This is a genomic window from Streptomyces sp. NPDC014889 (assembly GCF_043081205.1).
Taxonomy (GTDB): domain Bacteria; phylum Actinomycetota; class Actinomycetes; order Streptomycetales; family Streptomycetaceae; genus Streptomyces.
On sequence record NZ_JBIBWH010000016.1, the window covers coordinates 15207 to 40559 of the forward strand.

Consider the following 25353-nt stretch of genomic DNA (forward strand, 5'->3'; position numbering starts at 1 on the left):
CCCCTCGGGTCAGATCCGCACGCCGCCGGCCCGCAGATAGGCGAGCGGGTCGACGTCCGTGCCGAACCCGGGCCCCGTGCGCACCTCGAAGTGCAGATGCGGGCCGGTGACGTTGCCCGTGGCACCGGAACGGCCGATGCCGCGCCCGGCGGCGACCGTCTGCCCGACCCGCACGGATATCGCCGACAGGTGGCCGTACTGCGTGAAGTGGCCGTCGGCGTGGCGGATGACCACCTGGTAGCCGTAGGCGCCGCCCCAGCCGGCGCTGACCACCCGGCCGGCCGCGGCCGCCTTCACGGAGGTGCCGGTGGGTACCTCGAAGTCGACGCCGGTGTGGTAGCCCTTCGACCAGTGGGAGCCGGTCGCGTGGTAGGGCGTGCCGACGCCGCCGCCGACGGGGGCGACCAGGGCGTGCTGGGTGGAGTGGGGCCGGGACTTCGCCGCGCGGGAGGCGGGCTTGGCCTCTCTGGCCGGGCGCGTGGCAGTGGGCGTCTTGCGGTGCGGCTCGGCCGTCGTACGCGACTTGGGCACGGCGAGCCGCTGGCCCGGCAGGATCAGGTTCGGGTCGGAGCCCACGGTCGTACGGTTGGCGGCGTACAACTGCCGCCAGCCGCCGGAGACTTGGCGCTCCTCGGCGATGCCGGAGAGGGTGTCGCCGCGGACGACCTTGTACATCTCGGCGCTGCCGGCCCGGGCCTGCGGCGCGGTCTGCGGGCGTACGTCGGCCTCGCGGGCGGAGCCCTTGGCGTTGCCGGCACTACTGGTACTGCCGGGACTGCCGGTACTGTGCGCGGTCCGCTGTCCGGCGGTGTCCGGGTGGACGTCGGGGGTGCCGCCGCCCCGGGTGAGACCGGCACGCGTCGAGCACACCGGCCAGGCGCCGGGTCCCTGCCCGCCGAGCACCTTCTCCGCGACGGCGATCTGCTGGTCCCGGGTGGCCAGGTCCGCCCGGGGCGCGTACCGCGTCCCGCCGTAGGCCGCCCAGGTGGACCCGGTGAACTGGAGCCCGCCGTAGTAGCCGTTGCCCGTGTTGATGTGCCAGTTGCCGCTCGACTCGCAGGCGGCCACCTTGTTCCAGGTGGAGGCGTCGGCGGCGTGCGCGGCTCCGGCGCCGATGAGCGGAATGGCCATCCCGGCGCCGCCCGCCGTGACGGTGAGCGAGGCGCGGTTGATCCTGTTCGGCTGATACCGGCGGTGCCGGCCGCGTACGGCCATCTCAAGCCCCCTCGACATGCGTCAGGAGGGGCGAAAGTAACCGCCGCGAACAGGCCGTGACAAGACGGCTATCGGCCGGTTCGTCACCCCAAGTGGCCGGTTACGTACGTTGATTGGCCGGATCCGCGGGCCGCGCGCTGAGCCACGGAGCACCCGCCGCGCGTACGGAAGGGTGCCGGGCGCCGAATGTGCGCGCGCCGTACCGGCACGTCAGGATGGTCGAAGGGGCATGAGCAGTGATACTGGCGGGCACGGGCGGCGCGACGGACGGCAGGCCGATGGCGGGACCGGTGGCGGACCGGCCGGCGGCAGCGGCGGCCGTGACCCAGCGTTCCACTTGATGATTCACCGGACTTTCGAGGAGCAGGCGGTATGAGCACTACAGCCCAGATCGGCGTCACGGGACTCGCGGTCATGGGCCGCAACCTCGCCCGCAATTTCGCGCGCAACGGCTACGCGGTCGCACTGCACAACCGGACGGTGGCCCGGACGCACGCCCTGGTCGAGGAGTTCGGGCACGAGGGGGACTTCGTCGCGGCCGAGACCGCGAAGGAGTTCGTGGCGGCCCTGGAGCGGCCGCGCCGCCTGGTCATCATGGTGAAGGCCGGCGAACCGACCGACGCGGTGATCCGGGAGTTCGCCCCGCTGCTGGAGCCCGGCGACATGATCATCGACGGCGGCAACGCGCACTTCGCGGACACCCGGCGCCGCGAGCGGGAGCTGCGCGAGCAGGGCATCCACTTCGTGGGCACCGGGATCTCCGGCGGCGAGGAGGGCGCGCTGCACGGGCCAAGCATCATGCCGGGCGGCTCGAAGGAGTCGTACGACTCGCTCGGTCCGATGCTGGAGAAGATCTCCGCGAAGGCGAAGGACGGCGCGCCGTGCGTCACGCACGTCGGCCCCGACGGCGCCGGGCACTTCGTGAAGATGGTGCACAACGGCATCGAGTACGCCGACATGCAGCTCATCGGCGAGGCGTACCAGTTGCTGCGGGACGTGGCCGGGTACTCCCCCGCGCAGATCGCGGAGATCTTCCGCACCTGGAACACGGGCCGGCTCGACTCGTACCTGATCGAGATCACGGCGGAGGTCCTGTCCCACGTGGACGCGGCGACCGGCAAGCCGTTCGTGGACGTGGTGGTGGACGAGGCCGAGCAGAAGGGCACCGGCCGCTGGACGGTCCAGATCGCGCTCGACCTGGGCGTGCCGGTCTCGGGCATCGCGGAGGCGGTCTTCGCCCGTTCCCTGTCGGGCCACGCGGACCTCCGGGAGGCCTCGCGCGGGCTGGCGGGCCCGAAGGCGTCCCCGCTGAGCGAGTCGGAGGCCGGCGCGTTCGCCGACCGGGTGGAGCAGGCGCTGTACGCCTCGAAGATCGTGTCGTACACCCAGGGCTTCCACGAGATCGCCGCGGGCAGCGCGGAGTACGGCTGGGACATCGACCTCGGCGCGGTCTCCGCCATCTGGCGCGGCGGGTGCATCATCCGCGCGGCCTTCCTCGACCGGATCCGCGCCGCGTACGACGCCCGCCCGGACCTGCCGAGCCTGCTGTCCGACGACACCTTCGCCCAGGAGATCGCGGCGGCCCAGGACGACTGGCGCGAGGTCCTGGTCGCCGCGACCCGGCAGGGCGTGCCGGCCCCCGGCTTCTCGGCCGCCCTCGCGTACTACGACGCCCTGCGCGCCGAGCGGCTGCCCGCCGCGCTCACCCAGGGCCAGCGGGACTTCTTCGGGGCCCACACCTACCGGCGGGTGGACCGTGACGGCTCGTTCCACACGCTGTGGGGTGGGGACCGGTCGGAGGTGACCGCGTAGGGGTACCGGTTCGCCGGCCGTTCCGGCCGGACGGTGCGTGGATGACGGTGGGCGGCTCGGAGCCGCCCACCGTCTTCTTTTTACGGCCCCCGCGCGGTGCCTGCGTCCGAGGCGGTGCCGGTGTTCCGGGGGCGGGGCCGGGACCAGCCCCCGGGCGGAGGCGAGTACGCCCCCGCCCAGTGCCGGCGTCCGGTCGGACGTCAGTCGGGCGGGCGTCAGGTCAGTGGCGGTCCGGGCTCCGGGTTCGGGACCGGCTCCGGGCCCGGCGGGATCGGCGACGGCGGGGGCTCCGGGAGCGGAGGACCGGGCGGAGGGCCGGGAATCGGGCCGGGGGGTCCGGGCGGGGTCGGGCCGGGACCTGGCGGGGGGCCCGGCGGCGGAGGCGTCGGGGGCGGGGTCGGACCCGGGCCCGGAGGCGGAGCCGGATCGGGGCCGGGCGGCGGGCCCGGTGGGGGTCCTGGCGCCGGAGGGGGTTCCGGGGCCGGGGGCGGCTCCGGGGTGGGCACGGGGTGCGGTTGCGGCTGCGGCTGCAGGGGGTCCGGACCCGGCGAGGCGGGGTCCGGGTGCGGGTCGGTCATGACGTCCTCCGGCCAGTCGGTCGACATCGGCTCTGGACTACTCCCCCACCTACCCGACCCCCGCGCCACCAGTCACCCGACGGAGGCACGACGAGGAGCCGGGCGGACTCACGGGAGCGGGCGGCCGTGCGTGGGCGTCGACCGGTCAGACGGCGCCGCGTCGGCGTGCCGCTCGTACCGCTGCCTCGAAGCCCGGGCGTGGACTGGAAAGGACGGGAACCGACGTCGTCGTGAGGTGTTGCGCGGGAGCCATGGAGGCCTGGGCGAGGACGATCGCGTCGGCGTGGGCGACCCGGTCCGCCGCGGCGGCCACCTCGCGCACGTACCCCTCGGTGTCACCGGCCTCGAAGCGGGACCAGGCGGCGTCGACGAGCACGGGCCGTACGCTGACGGCGCGCCCAGCGCGACGGGCCTCTTCCTCGATGAGAGCGGTCGTCGGCGCGAGGGTGCTCGCCAGCGCCGCGAGGAGGACCACCCGCGACCCGGCGGCGACTGCGGCGGCCGCCATGGGGCGGTCCACCCGCAGCACCGGCACGGCGAGCCCCGCCGCTCCCGCCTGCTCCGCGACGCCCCCGAGGGTCGAGCAGGTGCACAGGACGGCCCGGGCGCCCTCGGCGACCGCCCTGCCCAGCACCGCCCCCACCGCGTCGGTCACCGCCGCCGGACCGTCCCGGCGGGCCCGGCGCAGCAGTTCCTCGTCGACGAAGTGACGTAGCGGGAGGCCCGGGTGGGCCTCGTCGCGCAGCGCGTCGAAGGCCGGGATGTGCACCGGCGAGGTGTGCAGCAGAGCGAGCACGCGCGGCTCGCGCACCCGGCGAGTCGGCACGCTGTCGTTCACGGTCGCACTCCTGGTCGATCAGCTTGATACGGCCTGCGGGCTGCGCTTCTGGCCGGAACCCGGCACCGGCTCGGAGGCGTCGGCGCCGAGCGCCACGATACGGTTCTCCGCGTCGACGTGAACGACCCGCCGCCGAAGTGCCCGCGCCTCGGCGTCGGTGACCTGGGCATAGCTGATGACGATCACCAGGTCCCCGGGGTGGACGAGATGCGCGGCGGCCCCGTTGATCAGGGCGGTCGCTGGGACATCGAGGGGGCGTTGGGGGATGTAGGCCGCGTTGTGGTGCGGGCATGTGTGAGTGCCATACCGACGACCAGTCCGATGGCGATGGCGGTGACGATCGTGACGAGTTTTTGCAGGTCTTGGAAGCCTTCGATGACGTAGCCGCCGGCCAGGGTGGTCAGGCCGCGCAGGCCCAGCGAGCCGACGGTGAGAGTGAAAAAGCCAGGAAGGATGAGGATCAATCGAGGTGGGAGGGCCGGGTTGCGGTCCAGCAGAGTGGCCGCGGCGGCCAGCACCACGGCAGCGACGAATGTGCCGCCGGTCTCCCGGATTAGTTCGGTGATCAGCGACTGCACCCCTACGGTGGCGTAGACCGACACGAGAAGAATCCCGAAGAAGCGGTAGGGGATCGCGAAGGCCAGGACTGTGCCGGCGGTGAAGGCGATCCCGCTCAGGATCAGTGCCCACTTGGGTAGGTCGGCGCTGGCGGCGGTGTCGAAGAGGGCGTTGAGGGGGGTGCCGGTGGCGAATATGCCCAGCAGGACGCCGAGGTAGGGCTGGACGAGCAGGAATATGGAGTACGCGAGTCGGATCGCGCCGGTGGTGATGAGGCCGACGGCGAGCTCGGTGGTCGATGCGCTGAGGAAGTCACCGGGAACGAAGTAGAACAGCGCCGGGAGCATTAGCAGGACCGGGCCGCCGTGTGCCGGATCGCCGGTGAACACTTCGATGGTGACGACGGAGACGACGGCCGAGACCACCAGGGGGAGGATCTTGGACAGTCGCGGCGCGCGAACGGCGGCGACCACGAGCGCCGCGGCGATCGCGCCCAGGACGGCTGTGGTGGTGATCTCGTACCACGTGGGCTGGACCAGCGGGGCGAAGCCCAGGGAGAACAGCAGGACGCCGAGGAACTTGAGCCACCAGGGGTACGGCGGCGGTGCGGCCTCGATGCGTGACAGCCTGCGGTCGGCCTCGGCCACCCCGAGCTTGCCCGCCTCCACGTCGGCCAGGAAGGGCTTGAGCGCCGCTACTTGGTCGAGCCGGATTACCTCCGGGAAGCCGTGCACGCAGACGGTCCGCATGCGACCGTCGGCCGCGGCGATCGAGAGCACGGCCGCTTCAGGCACGAGAACCAGGGACGCCTGGCCACCGAAGGCCCGAGCGCTGGTGCCCACAGCCCGCTCGATGGAGTAGGCGCCCTCGCCGGAAGAACGCAGCAGCAAGGCGGTCAGGCGGGCCAGGAAGGCGGTCAGATCATCCAGGCCGGCGGCCGCATGCCCCATGTCCGCCTCCTCTGCCGGCTACGGGAACACCAGGGTGCGCGGCGGCCCGCAGGGCGGCATCCCGAGGACGTCCTCGGACGACACCGTCGGACAGGCCCGCACCGCTCAGGAACTCAAGGGCTGGCCTCGTCCTTGCTCCGGACCGGAACGAAAATCAGCCCCTTTGCCCTGGCTCAAGGCAGCACAGTGGGGCTATCCAGAAGTCGCTGCCCCTCCGGCCCCTTGAGCACGTTCACGTGGGACGGATTGATCCCGGCTTGTTCCACGTCGCGGCAGGTAGCCGTGTACCGTTCCTCGTCACCCAGAACGGCAGCCACACGTTTCATGGGATACAGGTAGAAGCGCTCTTCGTTCATCTGTGGCCGACCCACATGAACCCCTTCCTATCCTCTCATGAGCATGCCGAACGCAACCCGCACGCCTCAAGACTTTCTCGGAAGCACAGTGAGAACCCGGACAACGTGATCCCTGAATTCCTCCATAAAGTCTCGGAGGAAATGTTCCGTATGTTCGTCGACGACTTCGCCCTCACGGGTGAAAACATCGGGCTTGAATCTGACATACGCCTCCGGTGCATTCATTTGCGGCGAGTCGCAAAAGCTTAGGACACCGCGCAGGCTCTGCTGGGCGAGGGCAGTGCCGAGGGCACCGGGGGACGCTCCGATCACAGCGGAGGGTTTGTGCGCGAACGAGTTGCTCCCCCAGGGGCGACTGGCCCAGTCGATGGCGTTTTTGAGGGCACCCGGAATGGACCGATTGTATTCCGGGGTCACGAACAGGATGGCGTCGGCGGAGGCGATGGCACCCTTGAGCGCCTTACCCTCGGCAGGATAGTCGCTGTCGTAGTCGTAACTGTACAGGGGGAGATCCTTGATCGGAATCTCAAAGAAATCCAAATCGGGCGGAGCCAGTCGGATAAGAGCCTTTGAGAGCGTCCGATTGATGGAGTGAGTCGCCAGGCTTCCGATGAAGTAGCCGACCCTGTACGTCGTCATCGGTTCCTCGATTCTATGCACGTATGGCGTTCTTTCGTATCCCGGCTCGACGGGCAGGGAGTTCCGCAAGGAACGTAACCATGGCCGGGAGCGGAGCGCGTGCCGGCAGATCCGTCCAGGTGACCGCGTGTGCCCCCATGGCGGCCCGCCCTCATTCTTCGACGGAGGTGTGAAGCGCCGGCGCAGTGGGCGCCGAGAGCCGTAGCCGCGCCGGCTGCGCGGACTGCCGCCGAGGCGGTCGACAGTTGCTGTGCCGCGGCGTCAGAGGCGAAACGGCCGGATGGCTCATGGGCTCATGCGACCCAGTTTCCAAAGCGGGGGCTGTGGTTGACCGGGATCTCCTGGGCCACAGTGCCGCGTTGCCGGGCGGCCTGGTAGGCGTCAGCCAACGGTTCGTCGTTCGACAGCACCACCAGGCGGTGACCCGGCTGGAACATGGCGGCGAACGGATAGAGCCGCAGCACGTACTCCTTGATCTTCCCGGGCTCAACCGGCACCACCCGGGTGTGCGGGTGGTAGGGGTCGCCCGATCAGCCGCAGCAGGACGGGGAACGAACGTCCTTGCCACGCGGGTGCCTACCGTCACGCGGGACAACCGCCGTCGATTTTCACAGCGGTACAGCGGGCACGCCAGACGCGCGACACCGGCCGCGTACCCTCGGCAAGGCAGTGCCCTCATCCCGGAATTCCAGTGCGGCGGCGCCACCGACCCGAGCCAACCGCAGCTGGGCCATTTCCCAGGCGAGAGCGCCGGCTACGCCCCGCCCGCAACGCGCGCACGGGTATGCGCACGTTGCGGGCCACTGCACGGGGCGCGCGAGTGGATGACGCGAGTGCCGGTGACGTGGCCAGATCGCGGGACTGATCGACTCAGCCGCCGCTCTTACGCCTGAACGACCGCTGGCTTGCAGCCGGGCCGTGCGCCGCACGCACCTTCGACGCATCCGGGTTGGCGGCAACATCGGCGGCGTCCGCCTGCGCACCGCGCTTGCGCGCCAGGGCTTCGCGGAACTTGCGCTTGAGGTCGTAGTTGCCGTCGCTGTCCGGCGCCAGAGGGGACGTCTCGGGGGCAGCCGGCTCCGAACCTTCCGTAGATACGGGCTCTGCGGTCATGGTGACCTCCTGGGTTCGGGAGTGGGCAAGCACAGCTTGTCATGCCGGGCGCAGTGCAGGGCGCCGACAACATCATCCTGCTCCGTTTCGGCGGGTATCCCTCTCGCGGCCGAGGCCTTGCTGCTGCCGAGGCCGCGGCAGGGGGCGTTGGTGTTCTTGGGCCGGGGAACGGCGGGCCCTCCGTCCAGCGGGGTGCCGGAGGGAGCCTTGGCGCCGGTGATCCGGCTCAGCTCCACTTCGCCCCTGAGCTGAAAGCCGCCCCGCCTCTTCCCGAAGGAGGGCTGCGGGTCATCGCCCTGGGCGGCCTGGGTGAGATCGGCCGCAACATGACCGTCTTCGAGCACGCGGGCAAACTGCTCATCGTCGACTGCGGCGTTCTCTTCCCCGAGGAGACCCAGCCCGGCGTGGACGTGATCCTGCAGGACTTCACCTCGATCCGGGACCGGCTGGACGAACCACTCCATCCCCGACAGCCTCGCGGTCGCGATCCGCACCCGGGCCGGGATGGTGCTGCACACCGGCGACTTCAAGATGGACCAGTTCCCTCTCGACGACCGCATCACCGATCTGCGCGCCTTCGCCCGCCTCGGCGAGGAGGGCGTGGACCTGTTCCTCACCGACTCCACCAACGCCGAAGTGCCCGGCTTCACCACCTCCGAGCGAGAGCTGAACCCGGCGATCGAGCAGGTGATGCGCACCGCGCCACGCCGGGTCATCGTCTCCAGCTTCGCCAGCCACGTGCACCGCATCCAGCAGGTCCTGGACGCCGCCCACCAGCACGGCCGCACGGTCGCCCGTGACCGTGCCCTTCCCGATTCAGGCGGCCACACTGCCGAACGCACTGGCCGGTCGGCACGTCCTGGGCCGAGGTCGGACGGGTTCGGGCAAGACGCTCGCCTGTGGGCGGGGCGGCGGCCCATGACGTCGAACACCGCGGGGTGGACCATGGCTTCGGAGCGGGCGCGCAGGGTCTCGTGGCCCCGGGCCGGGCGGCGGTGGCGCATCGGCCGGCCCGGGGACCACGGCTGCGGTATCGGTCTGCTGAAGTACTCTTCCCGCCACCGCACACCGGCTGGGAGAACCAAGAGAATTGACCGGGTGGCACCACCACGTCACCCTGGTCACCGCCGCACACGCGTTCCTCACGGAACAGCGCCTGATCCCAAAAGCCGATACAGCGGACTCACCCTTTACCAGATCCTCGACACCATCCAAGACCTGCTGAACTGCTGGACCGGCACCTGCACCACCTGCCACCGCCCGCTGCCCAGAACGTCCACCACCAGCCCAAACCCAAGAGCCAGAGCAACCTAACGGAGCCCTACTAGTGCTGTGACCGGGATGGTTCACCGTGATCGGAAGGCGGCTCGCGGGACGAGCGCACGCGAAACGGCTGGTATTACTGGGGCATGCAGGAAGAGATTGCACGCTCCGCGATCGACACGTTCATCTCCGCGTTCAACGCCTCGGACGACAGCTATGTGACTGCCCTGCTCTCCCAGTCCCTGACCTCAGACGTGGTCTTCTGGGGGCCGTTGGGTCGCAGCGAAGGAATCGCGGCGGTCGAGCGGTTCGTGCTGGACATCCGGCGCCACCCGGCGGGGACCGGCACGATGGTGCGCTGCTCGGCGGTGGACATGCCTGACGAGTGGGCCCGGTACCAGTGGGTCTTCACCACGCCGGATGGAGGTCCCCGCCTGGCGGGAACGGACGTCGTCCATCTGCGGCGGAGCCTCATCGACCAGGTCATCGTCTTTGCGGGGGAGATCGAACCGTCCGCCTCCTGAGTCATCCTTCTGTCGCTGTCCTTCTCCTGAACTTGCCCCCTTCGGCGCTCGGGGGCTGCGGTTCGCGGTTGGTCAGGCTGCGGTGTTGAGGGGGCGTCCGCCCCAGCGGATGCCCTTCTCGCTGCGGATGCGGGCGCGTTCCTTGTTCGTATGCCAACAACGTCCACCCCGAGACTCATCGCGAAGAGAACGTGCTCACCGATCTGCGCCATCGGCGGCCCCTGCGGATCGCGGCCGATCCTTTCGGGTGGTACGACTCGGAGCCGGACTATCCGGATAAATTCTTCTATAGGGATGAAGGAACCTACGCAGATGCCCTCCGCGCACGGGAAGAGACCCAGGAGGACCGGTGGAGAACCGCCGCCCGGCCCTCCCGGACGCCCGGCCTTCACCCCGCCCGAGTTGCCCAATGAGTCCGCCCGAGTGGGGGGCAAACGAACGGTGTGAGGAACATCGTTTCACTTTGAGGAGAAGGCCACCTACCTGCACTTCCGCGGAGACCGGACGGTTGTGACGCCGCCCGCCAGGCCATGCCGATCGCGAGGGTCGCCGCCCCCACGGCGGCGACCCGGGACCATCAGCGATGTCTTCGTGGAGCGAGGAGGGAAGCCGCTCTGTGGGCCGTCACCACTTGAACCTTTCGTTTGCAGGCCTTGTCAGGTGCGGGTCCAGCGTTGGTTGCTACCGTTCGAGCAGGAGTAGAGCTGAATCAGGGTGCCGTTGGCGGTGCCGCCTGCGACGGCGTCGAGGCAGAGGCCGGACTGGACGCCGACGATGGACCCGTCGGAGTTGAGGCGCCACTTCTGGTTGTCGCCGCCCCAGCAGCTGTAGATCTGGACTTTGGCGCCGTTGCCGGTGCCGGCGGCGTCCAGGCATTTGTTGCCGTAGACCCTGAGCTCACCGGCGTCGGTGTACGTCCACTGCTGGTTGGTGCCGTTGTGGCAGTCCCACAGCTGGACCTGGGCGCCGTCGGTGGTGCTGGTGCCGGGCACGTCCAGGCAGCGGCCCGAACCGACGCCCTTGATCGTTCCGCCGTCCGCGGGCGGTGTGGTGGAGCCGCCGTTGAGTGCGTTGAGGACGGCGGTATAGGCAGGCTTCTTGCTGCCGTCGTTGTTGAACAGCAGCGGCGTGTCCTGCGATCGCCAGGAGTCGCTGTCGCGCACCCCCCAGACGGTGACGCCGAGGCAGCGCGGGACGGCCAGGCAGTCGTTGACCACGTTGGCGTAGGTCGTGGCCGAGGCGCTCTGGATGTCGAGTTCGGTGATGGCCACGTCGACGCCGAGGGCGGCGAAGTTCTGCAGGGTGGTGCGGAAGTTGCTGTTGTAGGGGCTGCCGCTGTTGAAGTGCGACTGGAAGCCGACGCAGTCGATCGGCACGCCGCGCTGCTTGAAGTCCCGCACCATGGCGTACATGGCCTGGGTCTTGGCCCAGGTCCAGTTCTCGACGTTGTAGTCGTTGTAGCAGAGCTTGGCGGACGGGTCGGCGGCGCGCGCGGTGCGGAAGGCGACCTCGATCCAGTCGTTGCCGGTGCGCTGCAGGTTGGAGTCGCGCCGGGCTCCCGAACTGCCGTCGGCGAAGGCCTCGTTCACGACGTCCCACTGGGCGATCTTGCCCTTGTAGTGGCCCATCACGCCGTTTATGTGGTCGATCATCGCCTGGCGCAGTGCGCTGCCGCTGAGGCTCTGCATCCAGCCGGGCTGCTGGGAGTGCCAGGCCAGGGTGTGGCCGCGCACCCGCTTGCCGTTCTGCACCGCCCAGTTGTAGACGCGGTCACCGGCGGTGAAGTTGAACTGGCCCCGTTGCGGTTCGGTGGCGTCGATCTTCATCTCGTTCTCGGCCGTCACCATGTTGAACTCACGGCCCGCGATCGTCGTGTACGTCGAGTCGCCCAGCTTGCCCGAGGCGATGGCGGTGCCGAAGTAGCGGCCGCTCTGCGCCGCCGCGGCGCCGAGCGTGCTCTCGGCGGCGTGTGCGGTCGGCGGCGAGACCAGTGCGGCGACCACGCCGAGGACGCCGGCGACCAGCGCCAACAGCAGAACGCGGATCTTCCGTCGGACGACGGGTCTGGAAAGGGCATAAGAACCCATGACTGTGTGCCTCCAAGGTAGAAATAACGGAATCACCGGACACCGCGGTCGTGGGACCCGGGAGGATCTCAACCGGCACGGACGGCGCCCGGTCGGCCGCCGAGTGACGTACACCGGGCGGCAGCGGTCTCTCGACACAGGCGCGGGGGTACTCCATCGCGGCTCAGCCGGGTGGCGTCACGCGGCGTCGCTTACCTCTCCGACTGTACGAAGCGTCAGGATGCGTCGGTGCGAGCCTCACCGGAACGAAGAACGGGGTGGCGCAGGTGTTTTGGTGCGCGGATCTGCCGTGCTGCGCAGTCTGCCCAGGACAGTGTGGTTCGAAATCTCGGCCTACGGTCGGTTTACCAGACAGGATGTTGAGGTGTTGACGGTGACTCGTCAACCCTCGGCGAGAAAAAGTTTCTACTCTTCGGCCGAAACTTTCGAATCCCCGTTCAGCCGGGCGGATCCCTGGACTGGCGAGCCGTATGGCGAACTTGCTGGGGGCTTTGCGGTCGGCGCGACAGCTTGTCATGCCCGAAGGGGAGGATCTGTTTGTGGACAGATTGACGACAGACCTTGACCAGAGGGCCCTGCCTTCCTAGCTTGTGGCGTCACCGAACCGGGACGACTTCGAAACTTTCGAACCTGTCCCCGTCCCCGGCACGGCCGCTCCGCGGTTCATCGGCGTCACCTCACCCCGTCCCCAAGGAGGCCCTCCGATGTGGTTTCTCCACCCGTCCCCGGTCCGTCCAAGACGCTTACTCGGCGTCCTTGCGCCCTTGCTGCTCGTGGCCACCTTCCTGGGTGCCCAGCCCGCCGAGGCCGCGACCGTAGACCCCAACGCCTCGTATGTGCTGGTCAACCGCAACAGCGGCAAAGCCCTGGATGTCTACAACATGGCTACCGACGACGGCGCCCGCATCACCCAGTGGACCAGGAACAACCAGAGCCAGCAGCAGTGGCAGTTCGTCGATTCCGGGGACGGCTACTACCGCATCAAGTCCCGCCACTCGGGCAAGGTGCTGGACGTCTACAACTGGTCCACCGCGAACGGCGGCTCGATCGTCCAGTGGGCCGACCTGAACGGCACCAACCAGCAGTGGCGGCTGGCCGACAGCGCGGACGGCTACGTAAGGCTCATCTCGCGCCACAGCAACAAGGCCCTCGAAGTACAGGGCGCCTCCACCGCCGACAACGCGAACATCGTCCAGTACGACGACTGGGGCGGCACCAACCAGCAGTGGCAGCTCGTCAAGGTCGGCGCCGACACCCCCGGCCTGTGTGATCTTCCGTCGACCTACCGCTGGACGTCAACGGGCGCGCTGGCGCAGCCCAAGCAGGGGTGGGTCTCGCTCAAGGACTTCACCATCGCCCCCTACAACGGCAGACAACTCGTCTATGCGACCACGCACGACACGGGGACGAGGTGGGGTTCGATGAACTTCGGCCTGTTCACTAATTGGTCGGAGATGGCCTCGGCCGGCCAGAACACGATGTCCAATTCCACCGTCGCACCCACGCTCTTCTACTTTGCGCCGAAGAACATCTGGGTGCTCGCCTACCAGTGGGGCGGGACCGCCTTCTCCTACCGGACGTCGAGCGACCCCACCAACCCGAATGGCTGGTCATCCGAGCAGGTGCTCTTCTCCGGAAGCATCTCCAGCTCCGGAACAGGGCCCATCGACCAGACACTCATCGGTGACGGCACGAACATGTACCTGTTCTTCGCCGGCGACAACGGCAAGATCTACCGGGCCGGTATGCCGATCGGAAACTTCCCGGGCAGCTTCGGCTCGACCTCGACAGTGATCATGAGCGATACGACGAACAACCTGTTCGAAGCCCCGCAGGTCTACAAGCTGCAGGGCCAGAACCGTTACCTCATGATCGTCGAGGCGATCGGCTCGCAGGGCCGGTACTTCCGCTCATTCACGGCCACCAGTCTCAACGGCTCATGGACACCCCAGGCCGCCACCGAGAGCAATCCCTTCGCCGGCAAGGCCAACAGTGGCGCCACCTGGACCAACGACATCAGCCATGGCGAACTGATCCGCACCAGCTCCGATCAGACCATGACCGTCGATCCCTGCAATCTGCAGTTGCTCTACCAGGGACGCAGCCCCAACTCCGGCGGCGACTACGGCCTCCTGCCCTACCGTCCGGGTCTGCTGACGCTGCAGCGCTGACGGCATGACGCGGGTCCGGCTCCGGTAGGGGGGCTTCACCCCGGATCTTGGACACTTGAGATCGTGGATCTTGAGAATCTGAGAACGGACATCTTGTGGTCATGAGGCACTGAGCCTTTTCCAACCTCACGCTGAACCTGGCGAGGTTCAGCGTGAGGACGGCTTTGACCAGGTCTGTGATCTGGTTGGTGCTGCATCGTGGCTTGCGCGGGAGGCGCCAGGACGCACGGTCGTGGGAAGTGCCATCCTCAGCGTGTCTTCAGGCCACGGTCTTCGAGTTCGTCCGCGCACTCCTCTGGTACCCAGACAGCCTTCGCGGTGGCTCTGCCCTTCAAGGGCTCTTCCTGCCGCTCCCGCTCCGCCTCGGCGCGGGCTTGTTCGATGTCGTCGGCGATCGCCTTGCAGTCGACGACGTACGTGTCCGTCGGTACCGGCTCCTCGGAGGGAGATTCCGGCTTGTCCGTGTACGTCCCGGCGTTGAGGGCGGAGGTGGCGGCGATGCAGGCCAGACACAGCCCCGCCCAGACGGCGATGATCCACCGGCGGGCGCTCAAGAGCCGACCATTCCAACGGCGAGGCCGACGACAGTGAGCACGGCGAAGGTGAGCATCGCAGTGCGCGGGACCTTCATCGAAGCTCCTTCCTCAAAGGGGCCGGTACAGCGAGCTTCCGCCAACCTGCCGACTCTTCATTGGTCCTGGTCACGCCCAACAGCAGAGCTCCTGATAGACGGGTTCACGACCACGATCCCCCATGCTCACCAGGAGCTTCGCGTGCTTGTCTACCCGTCGGCGATCGGTCTGTCCAACACGCACCTGCGCTACCTCACCCATCAACTGACCGCCCACCGCCGGGAGACCGGCTCGCGCTGGCGGCGCCTGGCGCCGGGACGCCAGGCCCTCCCGGTTCTGGCCCATCTGCGCTGCGGCGACACCTACGCACGGCTCGCTGCCGGGTTCGGCATCGGCCACGCCGATCCCTTCGGCCGCCTGCTGTGGGCATCTCCGGCCCTGCCCGGGGCCATCCACGATGTCCGCGCGGCCCGCGAGCACGGCACGTCGACGCGCTGGCCCAGGCCGGCGTCCCCTGTTGGGCCGACAAGGTCTACCAGGGCGCCGGAGGCACGGTTCGCGTTCCCTACCGCGGCAGGTGGGAGACGCTTTCCACCGGCCAGCAGACCGTCAATAGGTCCCACGCGAAGATCCGGGCCCTCGTCGAGCAGGCCGTTGCCACCCTCAAGTCCTGGCGACTCCTCCGCAAGCTCCGGTGCTCGACCACCCGCATCACCAGTCTCGTTCAGGCCGTCCTCTGCCTTCATCCGGCCGGCCCAGACTGAGGATGGAAAGAGCTCACTATCCGCCGGAGTTCAAGGCGGAGCGGTCGCGCTGTACGAGTCGCGACCCGGAGCGACGATCAGATCGGTCGCCGCTGATCTGGGACTTCTGGTTCCTGCGCTGCAGGCAGAAGGCGTGCTCCCGGACATCGAAGACCAGGATCGGGGTGGGAGCCCCGACCCACGTTGCTTTGGTGGTCGTACAGGCAGGCGGCGCGTCACGCTCGGTGCGAGGAGGGTGGCGCCCGCGGCCAGGATCTCGTCCTCACCGCCCGCGAACGGGAAGCACTCAGAGCGTCACCACGTCCGGCCAGCCCCGACAGCGCCTCGGCCGGCTCGCCCCGGTAGTCCCGTTTCTCCGGCGGCCGCGGCCACTCGGAAGCCGTCGGGGAAGGCCCGCCCCATGACTCCTTGCGGATGGCGAGCCTTCTTCAACATGGGTGAGGGACAGGATGACCATCTTGTCACGTACTCAGGTTTCTCAACGTCCTTCACAGGGTCATCCGCCATGGTCCCCGGGCCGCCGTCCGGTGCGGCCTGCGCCGGGATGGTCCTGGCCGGCGCAGGCATGGTGGCTTCTGCCGGTTCAGCAGCCGGAGTCGGCGATGACGAAGTAGCCCGGGGATGTCTCCTTCAGCGTGTGGGTGATGGCGACGTTGTACAGGCCCATGTTCTGGCCGGAGCCGTTGGCGTAGGTGTAGCCGCCGCTCTGGTGGGCTCGTCCTGCTCGCACCTGGTTGTAGTTGTTGTCGGTGTAGCACCTCGGCGTGGTGCCTGTCGTCGTCGCCGTGACCGACGTGGACGACGTGCCGACGGTTCCGGAGGAATCGACCGCGGCGACGGTGTAGTTGTAGGAGGTGCCGGTGGCCAGGCCGGTGTCGGTGTACGTGGTGCCCGTCGCGGAGCCGGCCTTCGTGCCGTTGCGGTAGATGGTGTACGAGGCGGCGCCGCTGACGGCGTTCCACGACAGCGAGGCGCCGGTGTCGGTGGTGCCGGTCACCGTGAGGCCGGTCGGGGCGGGCAGGGAACCGGTGCCGCCCTGGTCGCCGTTGCCGTCCAGGCCCCAGAACTTCGCGGTGTGGTAGCTGGAGCAGATGTAGTTGAGGTAGTAGGCCCCCGTGCTGCCGCACTGGTCGGCGCCCGAACCGGGGTTCACGGCGAGGCCGTGCGCCATGCCGGAGACAGAGAACAGGGCGACGGCGGGCTTGCCGGAGCTGTCGTTGTAGATGCTCTCGGTGGTGCCGCCGGTCAGGTTCCGGGTGCTGGAGGCCGTCTGGCCGATGCCCCAGACGTCGGTCCACTGGTCGCGCAGTTCGGTGCCGTTGACCGGGGCGACGGTGGTGTCGGACGTTCCCTGCCAGACCGCGACCCGCGGCCATGGGCCCGAGTACCCCGGGTAGGAGTTGCGGACCTTGTCGCCCCACTGCTTCGGGGTGAGGTTCTGGTTGCTGTACTGGCATCCGGACGCGGCGGCCTGCGTGGTGGCGCACTGCGCGGGGAGGCCGGAGTCGACGGCGCCTCCCGCGAACACGTCCGGGTAGTCGGCGAGCAGGTCCGCGGTCATACCGCCGCCGGCGGACAGGCCGGTGACGAAGACCCGGCTGCGGTCCGAGCCGTACTGCGCCACGGCGGTGTCGACCATGCGCATGATCGAGGCCGCCTCGCCCTTGCCCCGGGTGTCCTTGCCCGGGTCGAACCAACTGAAGCAGGACAGGCTGTTGTTGGCCGAGTTGGTCTGCGGATAGACCAGGGCGAAGCCCCACTGGTCGGCGAACTTCTGCCAGCCGGAGTGCGTGTGGTAGTCGCTCGCCGACTGGGTGCACCCGTGCAGAGCCACGACCAGCGGTGCGCCGGCGGGGAGATCGGACGGCGCGTACTCGTACATCGCCAGGTTGCCGGGGTTCGAGCCGAAGTTGGTGACCTGCTGGAGGGTACCGGCGGCCGCCGCGCTCGACGCGAGGGGGGTGACGGCGGTCAGGCCCGCGGCGAAGGCGCCCAGAGCGGCGGCCAGTGCGGTGCGCCGGAAGAAACCTCGCCAGGTGGAGTGAAGCATGGTGCGACTCCGATGAATGGTGGGGTGGGGGACGCGGGCGCGCGCGCCGCCCGGCGGTCCCACCCCGCCCGGCTCCGTCCCGCGCCCGTCACTTCGGCCGACCGGCGCGGCACCCGGCCGCATCCGGCCCGCTGTCGTACCGGCTTGCTGGAAGCGGACCGTACGACCGGCCGGCCCCTCCGCGACATGTGAGGGGCAGCCAGGTCTGCGGTGCCCGGCGTGGCTCGTACGCCCATGGTGTCAGCGGTGACGCTGTGACATGTGACGGGCCACGCGGGCCGGTTCACCCGCGCTTTTCGCTTTGCTGGTGCAGGCGGACAGGGCCCCGCTGGGGCGCCGGCCTAGCGCCGGCACATGGTGGCTGAACCCATCTCATATTTCGAAAGTGTGTCGACGACTCATATGTCTCACCTCATGGTTCCTACCTACCGTGTTCGGCCATCGGCTCCCCTCCCACTTCGAAAAACGGTGACTACCATGTCCAGCGCTCACAACGCGGTGAACGGCCCGGACACCTCCGGAAGGGCGGGCGGTCTGCCCAAGATCGTCGCCGCCAGCCTCATCGGGACCACCATCGAGTGGTACGACTACTTCCTCTACGGTTCGGCCGCCGCCCTGGTATTCGGCCGCGTGTTCTTCCCCGAGGCGGACCCGCTGACCGGCACCCTGCTGTCCTTCCTCACCTATGCCATCGGCTTCGCCGCCCGCCCGATCGGCGCCGTGGTCTTCGGCCACTACGGCGACCGCCTCGGCCGCAAGAAGCTCCTGGTGATCAGCCTGCTGATGATGGGCCTTTCCACCGCCCTGATCGGCTGTGTCCCCGGCTACGACACGATGGGTGTCGCGGCTCCCCTGCTGCTGACCACGCTGCGCCTGGTCCAGGGCTTCGCCCTCGGCGGCGAGTGGGGCGGGGCAGTACTGCTGGTGTCCGAACACGGTGATGCGAAGCGACGCGGCTTCTGGGCGTCCTGGCCGCAGGGCGGCGCGCCGGCCGGCAACCTGCTCGCCGTCGGGGTGCTCTCCCTGATGACCACCGTGCTCAGCGACGACGCGTTCAACTCCTGGGGCTGGCGGGTGCCGTTCCTGCTCTCCGCCGTGCTGGTCGTGATCGGTCTGTGGATCCGGCTGTCCGTCGACGAGTCCCCGCTGTTCAAGGAGGCGCTGGTCAAGGCCGAGCGCCGCAAGGCGGAGCAGCGGGCCGAGCAGCTGCCGTTCGTCGCGGTCGTGCGCAACCACTGGCGGGACGTCCTGGTCGCGATGGGCGCGCGGATGGCCGAGAACATCTCGTACTACGTGATCACCGCTTTCGTCCTCGCCTACTGCGTGGAGCATCTCAAGATCGACAAGCAGACGTCGCTGAACGCGGTACTGATCGGCTCTGCCGTGCAGTTCTGCCTGATCCCGCTGTTCGGCGCGCTCTCCGACCGGATCGGACGCAAGCCCGTGTACCTGGTGGGCGCGGTCGGCGTCGGCCTGTGGTCGTGGGCCTTCTTCGCTCTGCTCGACACCAAGTCGTTCCCGGCGCTGGTCCTGGCCGTCACCGTCGGCCTGATCTTCCACAGCGCCATGTACGCGCCCCAGGCGGCGTTCTTCTCCGAGCTGTTCGCCACCCGGATGCGTTACACCGGCGCCTCCATCGGGGCCCAGCTCTCCTCGGTGGCGGCCGGCGCCCCCGCCCCGCTGATCGCCACCGCGCTGCTCGGCTCCTACGGCAACTCCGTCCCGATCTCGGTGTACGTGGGTCTCGCCGCCCTGATCACCGTGATCGCCGTCGTCGCCTCCCGCGAGACACGCGGCAGGGACCTGGCCTCGATCGAACCGGGCGGCTCCGCCGGGCAGGCCGCCCGGGACCACCGGACGGCGGCGTCCGCCTGACGGGCGGTCACTGCTCCCCGGCCCGCCGCTGGGCGGACGCGCCGCTCCTTCCGTCCCGCGAGGTCCCGGTCGGCGTCGTCGCGGTCACCGTGACCGCGTACCGCCCGGTCCCTCGCGTCCCGCCACGCCGCCGCGGCCAGCAGGTGCCGTGCCACGACCCGGGCGCCCTCGTCGCCGACGAGGACCGTGTAGTGGTTGGTGCCGGGTACGAGCCGCGTGCGCACCAGGCCGGGGTCGAGGCCGGCGGAGGCGAGCCGCTGTTCGTCGTACAGGCCCTGCGGCTCGTCCATCAGACCGCGTTCCGCCCACAGCAGCACGGCCGGACCGGGCAGCCGGTGCACCGCACCCGACACCTGCTCACCGAGCTGGTCCACGCCGTCGGTGCGGACAGCCTCCAGACTGCAGGAGGAACGCAGTTCGGGTTCCTCACCCACGAGATCGCGCTGGATGTAGGCGTCCACCCACGGCGACCAGTGGTCGGCGAAGGCGGGATGCCGCTGCCAGAACGCACGGTAGGCGTCCCGGTCCGGGAACGTCATCGACAGCCGCCGCATGGCCGGGCCGATCACCGCGGTGATCAGCTCGTCGGGGTCGAGGCCGGTGGGGACGGGGAAGCCCACGCCGCCGTCCACCAGCAGCAGGGCCGTCAGCAGGTACGGGTGGCGCACGGCGGTCAGGGCAGCGGTGAAGGCGCCCATGGAGTGACCGGTCAGCACCACCCGCCCCACGCCCAGCGCGTCCACCACAGCGGCCATGTCGTCGGCGTGGGCCGCGATGCCGTACGGGCCGGACAGGTGCCCGCTGCGGCCCCGGCCGCGCAGGTCGGGCGCCACCAGGGTGACCCGGCCGGCCAGGTGGTGGGCGACGCGCGCCCAGCTCAGCCCGTTGGCCGTGATGCCGTGGAGCGCCAGTACCACCGGCGCGTCCGGGGCGTCGGCCGGCCAGCGCGACACGGCCAGCTGCCCGCCGGCCACGGGGACGCGAAGCTCCTCGCGCGCAGGAGCGGCCCCCTCCTGACGGGCCGTCGCGTCGTTCCGCGGAGTGCGACTCATGACGGGAGAACCTCCTCGCGGTCCGCGGCGGCGCGGGGCGTACGGGCGGCGCGCAGCCGCGCCGGGAGCCGTGCCACGCCGCCGGGAAGCAGGTATATCACCGCGACGAACAGCGCGCCGAGCAGGAACAGCGGCTGCGAGAGCGGCACACGGACCACGGAGGGCAGACCGGCGACCGCGCCCGAGCCGGCCAGGTCGCCGAGCCTGTGGTCGGCCCAGGTGTAGAGAATGCCGCCGACCATGGGGCCCCACCGGGTGCCGGAACCACCCAGCACCACCATCACCAGCAGGGACAGGGTGAAGTCGGAGGTGGTCGTCTGCGGGGTGGCACCGCCCGTCAGCAGCAGGTACACGATGCCGCCGAGCGCGGCCAGGGTGCCGGCCAGGACGAAGGCGGCCAGCTTGAAACCGTACGGGCGCAGCCCCAGCACTTCCACCCGGCGCTCGTTCCCCTTGATGCCCTCCCAGACCCTGCCGATGGGTGAGCGAACCGACCACTGCACGACGGCCAGCACCACCACGAGGTAGGCCAGGGCGATCCAGTACAGGTTGGCGGTGTGCTCGATGCCGACCAGCGGGGCGGGCAGCTTGTCCACGGGCGCGGCCCTGCCCTCCTCGCCGCCGGTGACGCCTCCGGGATCGCGCTGCACGAGGATCGACGCGGCCTGCGCGAAGGCCAGGGTCACCATGGAGAACCCGATGCCGCTGACGCGGAGGCTGACCGCGCCCAGCAGGGCGGACAGCGCCACTCCCGAGAGCAGGCCGAGCAGCGCGGACACGGCGAGCGGCAGGCCCGCCTCCAGCATCACGGTGTTGGTGACGTAGGTGCCCGCGGCGAAGTACAGCGCGTGTCCGAAGGACAGCAGCCCCGTGCGGCCGAGCAGCAGGTCGTAGCCGGTGGCCAGGCCCCCGAAGAGCAGGCACAGGGCGAGCAGTTGCAGGTTGCCGGGCCCGCCGATCGGGCCGTCGAGCAGACCCGGCAGCGGCAGCGCGCTGAAGGGCACGGTGAGGAGCACCACCAGCAGGAGAGCAGGCCACCAGCGGGTGACGCGCCGCAGTCTCTCGGACCGGGTGGCGACGGGGTGGTCCGCCGTGCGGGCCCGGCCGCGCGGCTGGGTGGCGGTGGTCATGCGAGCCTCCCGGTGAGCCCCCGCGGCCGGACGAGCAGCAGGGCGGCGAGCAGGACGACGACGGCGAGGTCGCCGAGTCCGGCGGTGGTGTAGTAATTGGCGAACTGCTGGACGAGGCCCACCGCCACCGAGGCCAGCGCGGCGCCGGTGAGCGAGCCCATGCCGCCCGCCACGACGACCACGAAGGCGAAGATGAGCAGGGAGGTGCCCTGTTCGGGGTCCACGGAGCCGAAGTAGAGGCCGCCGAGGGCGCCGCCGAGGGCCGCTGCCGCGCCGCCGATGGCGAAGACCAGGGTGAACGCCTTGCGCACGTCGATGCCGAGCGCGGTGACCATCGCACGGTCCTCCACCCCCGCGCGGACGACCAGTCCGTGCCGGGTGCGGCCGAGGAACAGCTTGAGCGCGGTCAGCACCACCAGGGCGGCGCCGATCAGAACCAGGCGGTTGAGCGGCACTTCGGCGCCCAGCAGGCCGAAGGTGCCGGACAGCGCCTTCGGCCCGGGGAAGGGCCGGGCGTCGGACCCCCATATCGCGGACAGCAGGGCGGGGACGGCCAGGCCCACGCCCACCGTCGCGAGGATCTGCTCGCGGGGTCGGGTGTAGAGCGGGCGGATCACGGCGAGTTCGAGCAGTACGGCGGCGACGGTACCCACCGCGGTGCCGAAGACGACGGCCAGGGCGAACCCGGCCCCTCCGGGTCCGGCACCGGGCAGGTGGCCGGAGGCGGCCCACCAGGTGCCGTAGGCGCCCACGGACAGCAGGGCGCCGTGTGCGAAGTTGAGCACGTCCATCAGCCCGAAGATCAGCGACAGGCCGGACGCTACCAGGAAGTACAGAGCTCCCAGACCGAGCCCGGTGAAGGCGAGCAGTACGACGGTGGACATCAGGCGTCTGCCTCCGCGGGCCTGGCGGCGAGGCGCGCCGCGGTGCGAACGGACGGGTCGGCGGGCGCCGTTCCCGTGCTGCCGTGTCCGGCGCTGCCGACGCCGAGCAGCCGGCGGGCCGCCTCGGCGTCGGCGAGCAGGTCGGCGGCGGGGCCCCGGTGCGCGGTGCGCCCGTCGGCGAGGACGACGCAGTGGCGGGCGAGGCGGCGCACCAGGGCGAGGTTCTGCTCCACGAGCAGCACCGGCACCGCCTCGGCGGCGCGCTCCAGCACCTGGGCGACTTCGGTGACCACCTTGGGCGCCAGGCCCTTGGTGGGTTCGTCGGCGATGATCAGCCGGTTCCCGTTGAGCAGGGTCCTGGCGATGGCGACCATCTGCTGCTGACCGCCGGACAGGGTGCCGGCGGCCTGCCGGGCGCGTCGTCTCAGTTCCGGGAAGAGCTCGTACACAAGGTCGTAGGCCGGTTCACCGGCGCCGGGCCGCTCGGCCAGGCGCAGGTTCTCGGCCACGGTGAGGGCGGCGAAGACGCCGCGGTCCTCGGGGGCGTAGCCGATCCCCCGGCGCACCAGGACGTGGGTGGCCAGGCGCACCGTCTCCTCGTCGCCCAGCAGCACGCTGCCGGTGCGCGGAACGAGGCCGAGGATGCCGCGTACGGTGGTCGTCTTGCCGGCTCCGTTGCGGCCCAGCAGGGCAGTGGTGCCGGAGGAGGCCACCTCCAGGTCGACGCCGTGCAGGATGTGCCTGCCCCCGATCACGACGCGCAGGTCGCGCACGGTCAGCAGGGAGGGCGGGGCGGGGGTCACAGTGCCTCCCCGAGGTAGGCCTGCTGGACGGTGGGGTCCGCCATCACGGCCTGCGGCGTGTCCAGCGCCAGCAGGGTGCCGTGGTGCATCACGGCCAGCCGGTCGGCCAGGCCCAGCAGCACGTCCATGTGGTGCTCGACCATGAGCACGGTGCGTCCCTCCTCCTTGTGCAGCGACCGGATGAGTTCGGTCAGCGCGGGCACCTCCTCGGCGCTCACGCCCGCCATCGGCTCGTCCAGCAGCATCAGCCGGGGCTCGCCGACGAGCAGGACGGCGAGCTCGAGCTTTCGCTTCTCACCGTGCGAGAGGGACTCGGCGCAGGTGTCGGCGCGGTGCGCGAGCTGGGTGCGCGCCAGCACCCGGTCGACCCGCTCGGGGTAGGTGTCGGCACGGCGCCAGACCCGGTAGGAGCCGCCGTCGGCGGCCTGGGCCGCGAGCCGCACATGGTCGGCGACCGTCATGCCGTGCCACAGGCTGGAGGTCTGGAAGGTGCGGCCGAGGCCGCGCCGGGCCCGTGCGTGGGCGGCCTGCGTGGTGACGTCGCGGCCGTCGAGTTCGATCGTGCCCCGGGAGACCGGGTTGAGCCCGCTGACCAGGTTGAACAGGGAGGTCTTACCGGCGCCGTTGGGGCCGATGAAGGCCAGGAACTCGCCTTCGTGGACGTCGAAGGAGACGGAGTCGACGATGGTCGCGCCGCCGATCGTCCAGCCGACGTCACGCAGCCGGAGGACGGGCCCCCGGGAGGTGCGGGCCTCCCCGGCGTCCGCAGGCCCCGAGGCGCCCGCGGACGTCGTGTTCGAGGAAGGCATGTTCTCAGCCCGCCGTCTTCGTGGCCGGTGGCGCGACCGCTGTCATCGGGATGCTGTCGATCAGCTCGGGCCTGGCGGTGCTGCCGCCGCCCTTGAGCCGGGCCGTGAACATCGGCTGCAGCAGGGCGTGGTCCACCGCGCGGATCTGCACCTTGCCCTTGGGCCCGTCGAAGCTCCAGCCTTCCAGGGCCTTGACCATGGCGGAGGTGTCGGTGGCGCTGCCGGACTCGATCGCGTGCACGACCATCTGGGCGGCGGTGAAGCCGTCGGTGCTGAACAGGTCGGGGGTGCCCCCGGCCTTGGTGATGCCGTCGAGCATGGCCTTCTCCACCGGGTTGCCGCCCCCGGCGCCCGGGAAGTAGTGGGCGAGGAAGGAGACCTTGGAACCTGCCGCGCCGAAGATCGGGTACGAGGCGGTGCCCGCGAGGCCGGTGACGACCTTGCCGGCGTCCAGCACGCCCTGCTGGTCCAGTGCGGTCCACAGGGCGGGCGCGGTGGCGCCCGCCCAGGCGACGAACACCAGATCCGGCTTGCCGGCTCTGGTCTGGCGGGCGAAGGGCGTGAGGTCGGTGGCGCTCGGCGGGGCCAGCACGGAGCCGACGTGCGCGCCCTTCTTGCCGAGGACCGCCTTCACCGCGGCCACGTTGGCCTGTCCGAACGCGGAGTTCTGGGCGAGCACGGTGACCTTCTTGCCCTTGGCGTCGCCGAGCAGGGTTCCGGCGGCGAGGATGTCCTGGTACGACTGCCGGCCCGAGCGGAAGGTGTAGGTGTTGACGCCGGTGACCGCGTCGGTGGCGGCGGGACCGCTGACGTACAGCACCTTGTTCTGCGCGGCCAGCGGCGCCATCTGCAGTGCCACACCGGAGTCGGTGGTGCCGACGAGGATCTTGTGGCCCTTGCCGACGAGGGTCTTGGCCGCGGCGACGGCCTTGGCCGGGTCGCCGGCGTCGTCCTGTTCGGTGACCTCGATCGGGTGGCCGCCGGCCTTGTTCGTGCCGTGCGTGGCGTAGGCCAGGCCTGCCTTGAAGCCCTCCTCGTACTGCTTGCCGTAGGCGGCCAGGAGTCCGCTGCGGGAGTAGACCAGCCCCACCTTCACGGGGGCGGACTTGTCGTCGGAGCCGGCGGACTCGGTGCCTGCGGTGCCCGCCGAGGAGCAGCCCGCGATCAGCGCGCCGAGGGCGAGCAGGGTGAGCGCGCGAACGGATCTGTTTCTGAAGGTGTCCGTGAGGCTGGAAGGCATGACGATCGGCTCCTGACGGTGTGTCGTGGTTGCCGGAACCCTAGGAGCGCCGCACGACGGGCGGCATGTT

General features: G+C 70.1%; 19 protein-coding genes and 8 pseudogenes. 9 read left to right on the forward strand and 18 right to left on the reverse strand.

The window, feature by feature from the left end:
• Window positions 1-9 precede the first annotated feature (9 nt).
• Complete coding sequence (locus tag ACF09J_RS28610; RefSeq protein ID WP_392308346.1) at window positions 10-1215, reverse strand: transglycosylase family protein; 1206 nt, start codon at window positions 1213-1215, stop codon at window positions 10-12.
• 372 nt (window positions 1216-1587) lie between these two features.
• Between ACF09J_RS28610 and gndA the strand changes: the two genes are divergently transcribed.
• Window positions 1588-3027 (forward strand): NADP-dependent phosphogluconate dehydrogenase, encoded by a 1440-nt coding sequence (gene gndA / locus ACF09J_RS28615; RefSeq protein ID WP_392308347.1) that lies wholly within the window; start codon window positions 1588-1590, stop codon window positions 3025-3027.
• Between the two features lie 723 nt (window positions 3028-3750).
• Here the strand turns inward: gndA and ACF09J_RS28620 are convergent.
• From ACF09J_RS28620 to ACF09J_RS28655, 8 genes and pseudogenes are all read right to left on the reverse strand, one after another.
• The gene (locus ACF09J_RS28620; protein ID WP_392308458.1) at window positions 3751-4401 is read right to left on the reverse strand and encodes an aspartate/glutamate racemase family protein; all 651 of its coding nucleotides are present in this window, start codon (window positions 4399-4401) and stop codon (window positions 3751-3753) included.
• Between the two features lie 60 nt (window positions 4402-4461).
• Window positions 4462-4671: pseudogene (locus ACF09J_RS28625) on the reverse strand (aspartate 1-decarboxylase); the annotation flags it as partial.
• Entirely contained in the window at window positions 4671-5951 is a 1281-nt protein-coding gene (locus ACF09J_RS28630; RefSeq protein ID WP_392308348.1) for a threonine/serine exporter family protein, read from the reverse strand. The pseudogene ACF09J_RS28625 and the gene ACF09J_RS28630, both read right to left, overlap by 1 nt.
• Window positions 5952-6124: 173 nt before the next feature.
• A complete protein-coding gene (locus ACF09J_RS28635; protein ID WP_392308349.1) occupies window positions 6125-6307 on the reverse strand; it encodes a hypothetical protein in 183 nt (60 codons plus the stop codon).
• A 66-nt stretch (window positions 6308-6373) separates the two neighbouring features.
• On the reverse strand, window positions 6374-6946 hold the full coding sequence (locus ACF09J_RS28640) for an NADPH-dependent FMN reductase (RefSeq protein WP_392308350.1): 573 nt from the start codon (window positions 6944-6946) through the stop codon (window positions 6374-6376).
• A gap of 293 nt (window positions 6947-7239) precedes the next feature.
• Window positions 7240-7443 carry a hypothetical protein gene (locus tag ACF09J_RS28645; RefSeq protein WP_392308351.1) on the reverse strand — a complete coding sequence of 68 codons (204 nt, stop codon included), beginning with the start codon at window positions 7441-7443 and terminating at the stop codon, window positions 7240-7242.
• A gap of 373 nt (window positions 7444-7816) precedes the next feature.
• Window positions 7817-8059, reverse strand: coding sequence for a DUF5302 domain-containing protein (locus ACF09J_RS28650; protein WP_359391438.1), 243 nt, complete (start codon window positions 8057-8059; stop codon window positions 7817-7819).
• Window positions 8056-8301, reverse strand: a pseudogene (locus ACF09J_RS28655) (hypothetical protein); the annotation flags it as partial. The pseudogene ACF09J_RS28655 and the gene ACF09J_RS28650, both read right to left, overlap by 4 nt.
• Before the next feature lie 84 nt (window positions 8302-8385).
• Here ACF09J_RS28655 and ACF09J_RS28660 point away from each other — a divergent pair.
• The 5 genes and pseudogenes from ACF09J_RS28660 to ACF09J_RS28680 form a co-directional block, all read left to right on the forward strand.
• Window positions 8386-8854, forward strand: a pseudogene (locus ACF09J_RS28660) (hypothetical protein); the annotation flags it as partial.
• A 1-nt stretch (window position 8855) separates the two neighbouring features.
• Window positions 8856-8963: pseudogene (locus ACF09J_RS28665) on the forward strand (DEAD/DEAH box helicase); the annotation flags it as partial.
• A gap of 180 nt (window positions 8964-9143) precedes the next feature.
• Window positions 9144-9284: pseudogene (locus ACF09J_RS28670) on the forward strand (IS701 family transposase); the annotation flags it as partial.
• A 184-nt stretch (window positions 9285-9468) separates the two neighbouring features.
• Window positions 9469-9846, forward strand: a complete 378-nt coding sequence (locus tag ACF09J_RS28675) for a nuclear transport factor 2 family protein (protein WP_392308352.1) — start codon at window positions 9469-9471, stop codon at window positions 9844-9846.
• A 146-nt stretch (window positions 9847-9992) separates the two neighbouring features.
• Window positions 9993-10272, forward strand: a pseudogene (locus tag ACF09J_RS28680) (DUF4246 domain-containing protein); the annotation flags it as partial.
• 230 nt (window positions 10273-10502) lie between these two features.
• Here the strand turns inward: ACF09J_RS28680 and ACF09J_RS28685 are convergent.
• A complete protein-coding gene (locus ACF09J_RS28685; RefSeq protein ID WP_392308353.1) occupies window positions 10503-11933 on the reverse strand; it encodes an endo-1,4-beta-xylanase in 1431 nt (476 codons plus the stop codon).
• A gap of 704 nt (window positions 11934-12637) precedes the next feature.
• Between ACF09J_RS28685 and ACF09J_RS28690 the strand changes: the two genes are divergently transcribed.
• The gene (locus tag ACF09J_RS28690) at window positions 12638-14104 is read left to right on the forward strand and encodes a non-reducing end alpha-L-arabinofuranosidase family hydrolase (protein ID WP_392308354.1); all 1467 of its coding nucleotides are present in this window, start codon (window positions 12638-12640) and stop codon (window positions 14102-14104) included.
• 248 nt (window positions 14105-14352) lie between these two features.
• Here ACF09J_RS28690 and ACF09J_RS28695 read toward each other — a convergent pair whose 3' ends face one another.
• A complete protein-coding gene (locus ACF09J_RS28695) occupies window positions 14353-14658 on the reverse strand; it encodes a hypothetical protein (protein ID WP_376496319.1) in 306 nt (101 codons plus the stop codon).
• A gap of 219 nt (window positions 14659-14877) precedes the next feature.
• On the opposite strand from ACF09J_RS28695, the pseudogene ACF09J_RS28700 reads away from it, so the two are divergent.
• A pseudogene (locus ACF09J_RS28700) lies at window positions 14878-15440 on the forward strand (transposase family protein).
• Window positions 15441-16023: 583 nt separating this feature from the next.
• Here the strand turns inward: ACF09J_RS28700 and ACF09J_RS28705 are convergent.
• Entirely contained in the window at window positions 16024-17490 is a 1467-nt protein-coding gene (locus ACF09J_RS28705; protein WP_392308355.1) for a PHB depolymerase family esterase, read from the reverse strand.
• A 477-nt stretch (window positions 17491-17967) separates the two neighbouring features.
• Between ACF09J_RS28705 and ACF09J_RS28710 the strand changes: the two genes are divergently transcribed.
• Entirely contained in the window at window positions 17968-19365 is a 1398-nt protein-coding gene (locus tag ACF09J_RS28710) for an MFS transporter (protein WP_392308356.1), read from the forward strand.
• 128 nt (window positions 19366-19493) lie between these two features.
• Here ACF09J_RS28710 and ACF09J_RS28715 read toward each other — a convergent pair.
• The 6 genes and pseudogenes from ACF09J_RS28715 to ACF09J_RS28740 all read right to left on the reverse strand — a co-directional run.
• Window positions 19494-20417, reverse strand: a pseudogene (locus tag ACF09J_RS28715) (alpha/beta hydrolase); the annotation flags it as partial.
• Entirely contained in the window at window positions 20414-21547 is a 1134-nt protein-coding gene (locus tag ACF09J_RS28720; protein ID WP_392308357.1) for a branched-chain amino acid ABC transporter permease, read from the reverse strand. The pseudogene ACF09J_RS28715 and the gene ACF09J_RS28720, both read right to left, overlap by 4 nt.
• On the reverse strand, window positions 21544-22431 hold the full coding sequence (locus ACF09J_RS28725; protein ID WP_392308358.1) for a branched-chain amino acid ABC transporter permease: 888 nt from the start codon (window positions 22429-22431) through the stop codon (window positions 21544-21546). Before ACF09J_RS28725 ends, ACF09J_RS28720 begins: the two co-directional genes overlap by 4 nt.
• A complete protein-coding gene (locus ACF09J_RS28730; RefSeq protein WP_392308359.1) occupies window positions 22431-23234 on the reverse strand; it encodes an ABC transporter ATP-binding protein in 804 nt (267 codons plus the stop codon). The genes ACF09J_RS28725 and ACF09J_RS28730 overlap by 1 nt, the downstream gene beginning before the upstream one ends.
• A complete protein-coding gene (locus ACF09J_RS28735; RefSeq protein ID WP_392308360.1) occupies window positions 23231-24043 on the reverse strand; it encodes an ABC transporter ATP-binding protein in 813 nt (270 codons plus the stop codon). Before ACF09J_RS28735 ends, ACF09J_RS28730 begins: the two co-directional genes overlap by 4 nt.
• 4 nt (window positions 24044-24047) lie before the next feature.
• On the reverse strand, window positions 24048-25283 hold the full coding sequence (locus tag ACF09J_RS28740; protein WP_392308361.1) for a substrate-binding domain-containing protein: 1236 nt from the start codon (window positions 25281-25283) through the stop codon (window positions 24048-24050).
• Between the last annotated feature and the right edge of the window lie 70 nt (window positions 25284-25353).

Coding starts and splice junctions, on each gene's coding strand:
- ACF09J_RS28635 (WP_392308349.1), bottom strand. CDS start 6,307: ATGAACGAAGAGCGCTTCTACCTGTATCCCATGAAACGTGTGGCTGCC.
- ACF09J_RS28705 (WP_392308355.1), bottom strand. CDS start 17,490: ATGCTTCACTCCACCTGGCGAGGTTTCTTCCGGCGCACCGCACTGGCC.
- ACF09J_RS28720 (WP_392308357.1), bottom strand. CDS start 21,547: ATGACCACCGCCACCCAGCCGCGCGGCCGGGCCCGCACGGCGGACCAC.
- ACF09J_RS28690 (WP_392308354.1), top strand. CDS start 12,638: ATGTGGTTTCTCCACCCGTCCCCGGTCCGTCCAAGACGCTTACTCGGC.
- ACF09J_RS28675 (WP_392308352.1), top strand. CDS start 9,469: ATGCAGGAAGAGATTGCACGCTCCGCGATCGACACGTTCATCTCCGCG.
- ACF09J_RS28710 (WP_392308356.1), top strand. CDS start 17,968: ATGTCCAGCGCTCACAACGCGGTGAACGGCCCGGACACCTCCGGAAGG.
- gndA (WP_392308347.1), top strand. CDS start 1,588: ATGAGCACTACAGCCCAGATCGGCGTCACGGGACTCGCGGTCATGGGC.
- ACF09J_RS28610 (WP_392308346.1), bottom strand. CDS start 1,215: ATGGCCGTACGCGGCCGGCACCGCCGGTATCAGCCGAACAGGATCAAC.
- ACF09J_RS28650 (WP_359391438.1), bottom strand. CDS start 8,059: ATGACCGCAGAGCCCGTATCTACGGAAGGTTCGGAGCCGGCTGCCCCC.
- ACF09J_RS28740 (WP_392308361.1), bottom strand. CDS start 25,283: ATGCCTTCCAGCCTCACGGACACCTTCAGAAACAGATCCGTTCGCGCG.
- ACF09J_RS28640 (WP_392308350.1), bottom strand. CDS start 6,946: ATGACGACGTACAGGGTCGGCTACTTCATCGGAAGCCTGGCGACTCAC.
- ACF09J_RS28685 (WP_392308353.1), bottom strand. CDS start 11,933: ATGGGTTCTTATGCCCTTTCCAGACCCGTCGTCCGACGGAAGATCCGC.
- ACF09J_RS28735 (WP_392308360.1), bottom strand. CDS start 24,043: ATGCCTTCCTCGAACACGACGTCCGCGGGCGCCTCGGGGCCTGCGGAC.
- ACF09J_RS28725 (WP_392308358.1), bottom strand. CDS start 22,431: ATGTCCACCGTCGTACTGCTCGCCTTCACCGGGCTCGGTCTGGGAGCT.
- ACF09J_RS28630 (WP_392308348.1), bottom strand. CDS start 5,951: ATGGGGCATGCGGCCGCCGGCCTGGATGATCTGACCGCCTTCCTGGCC.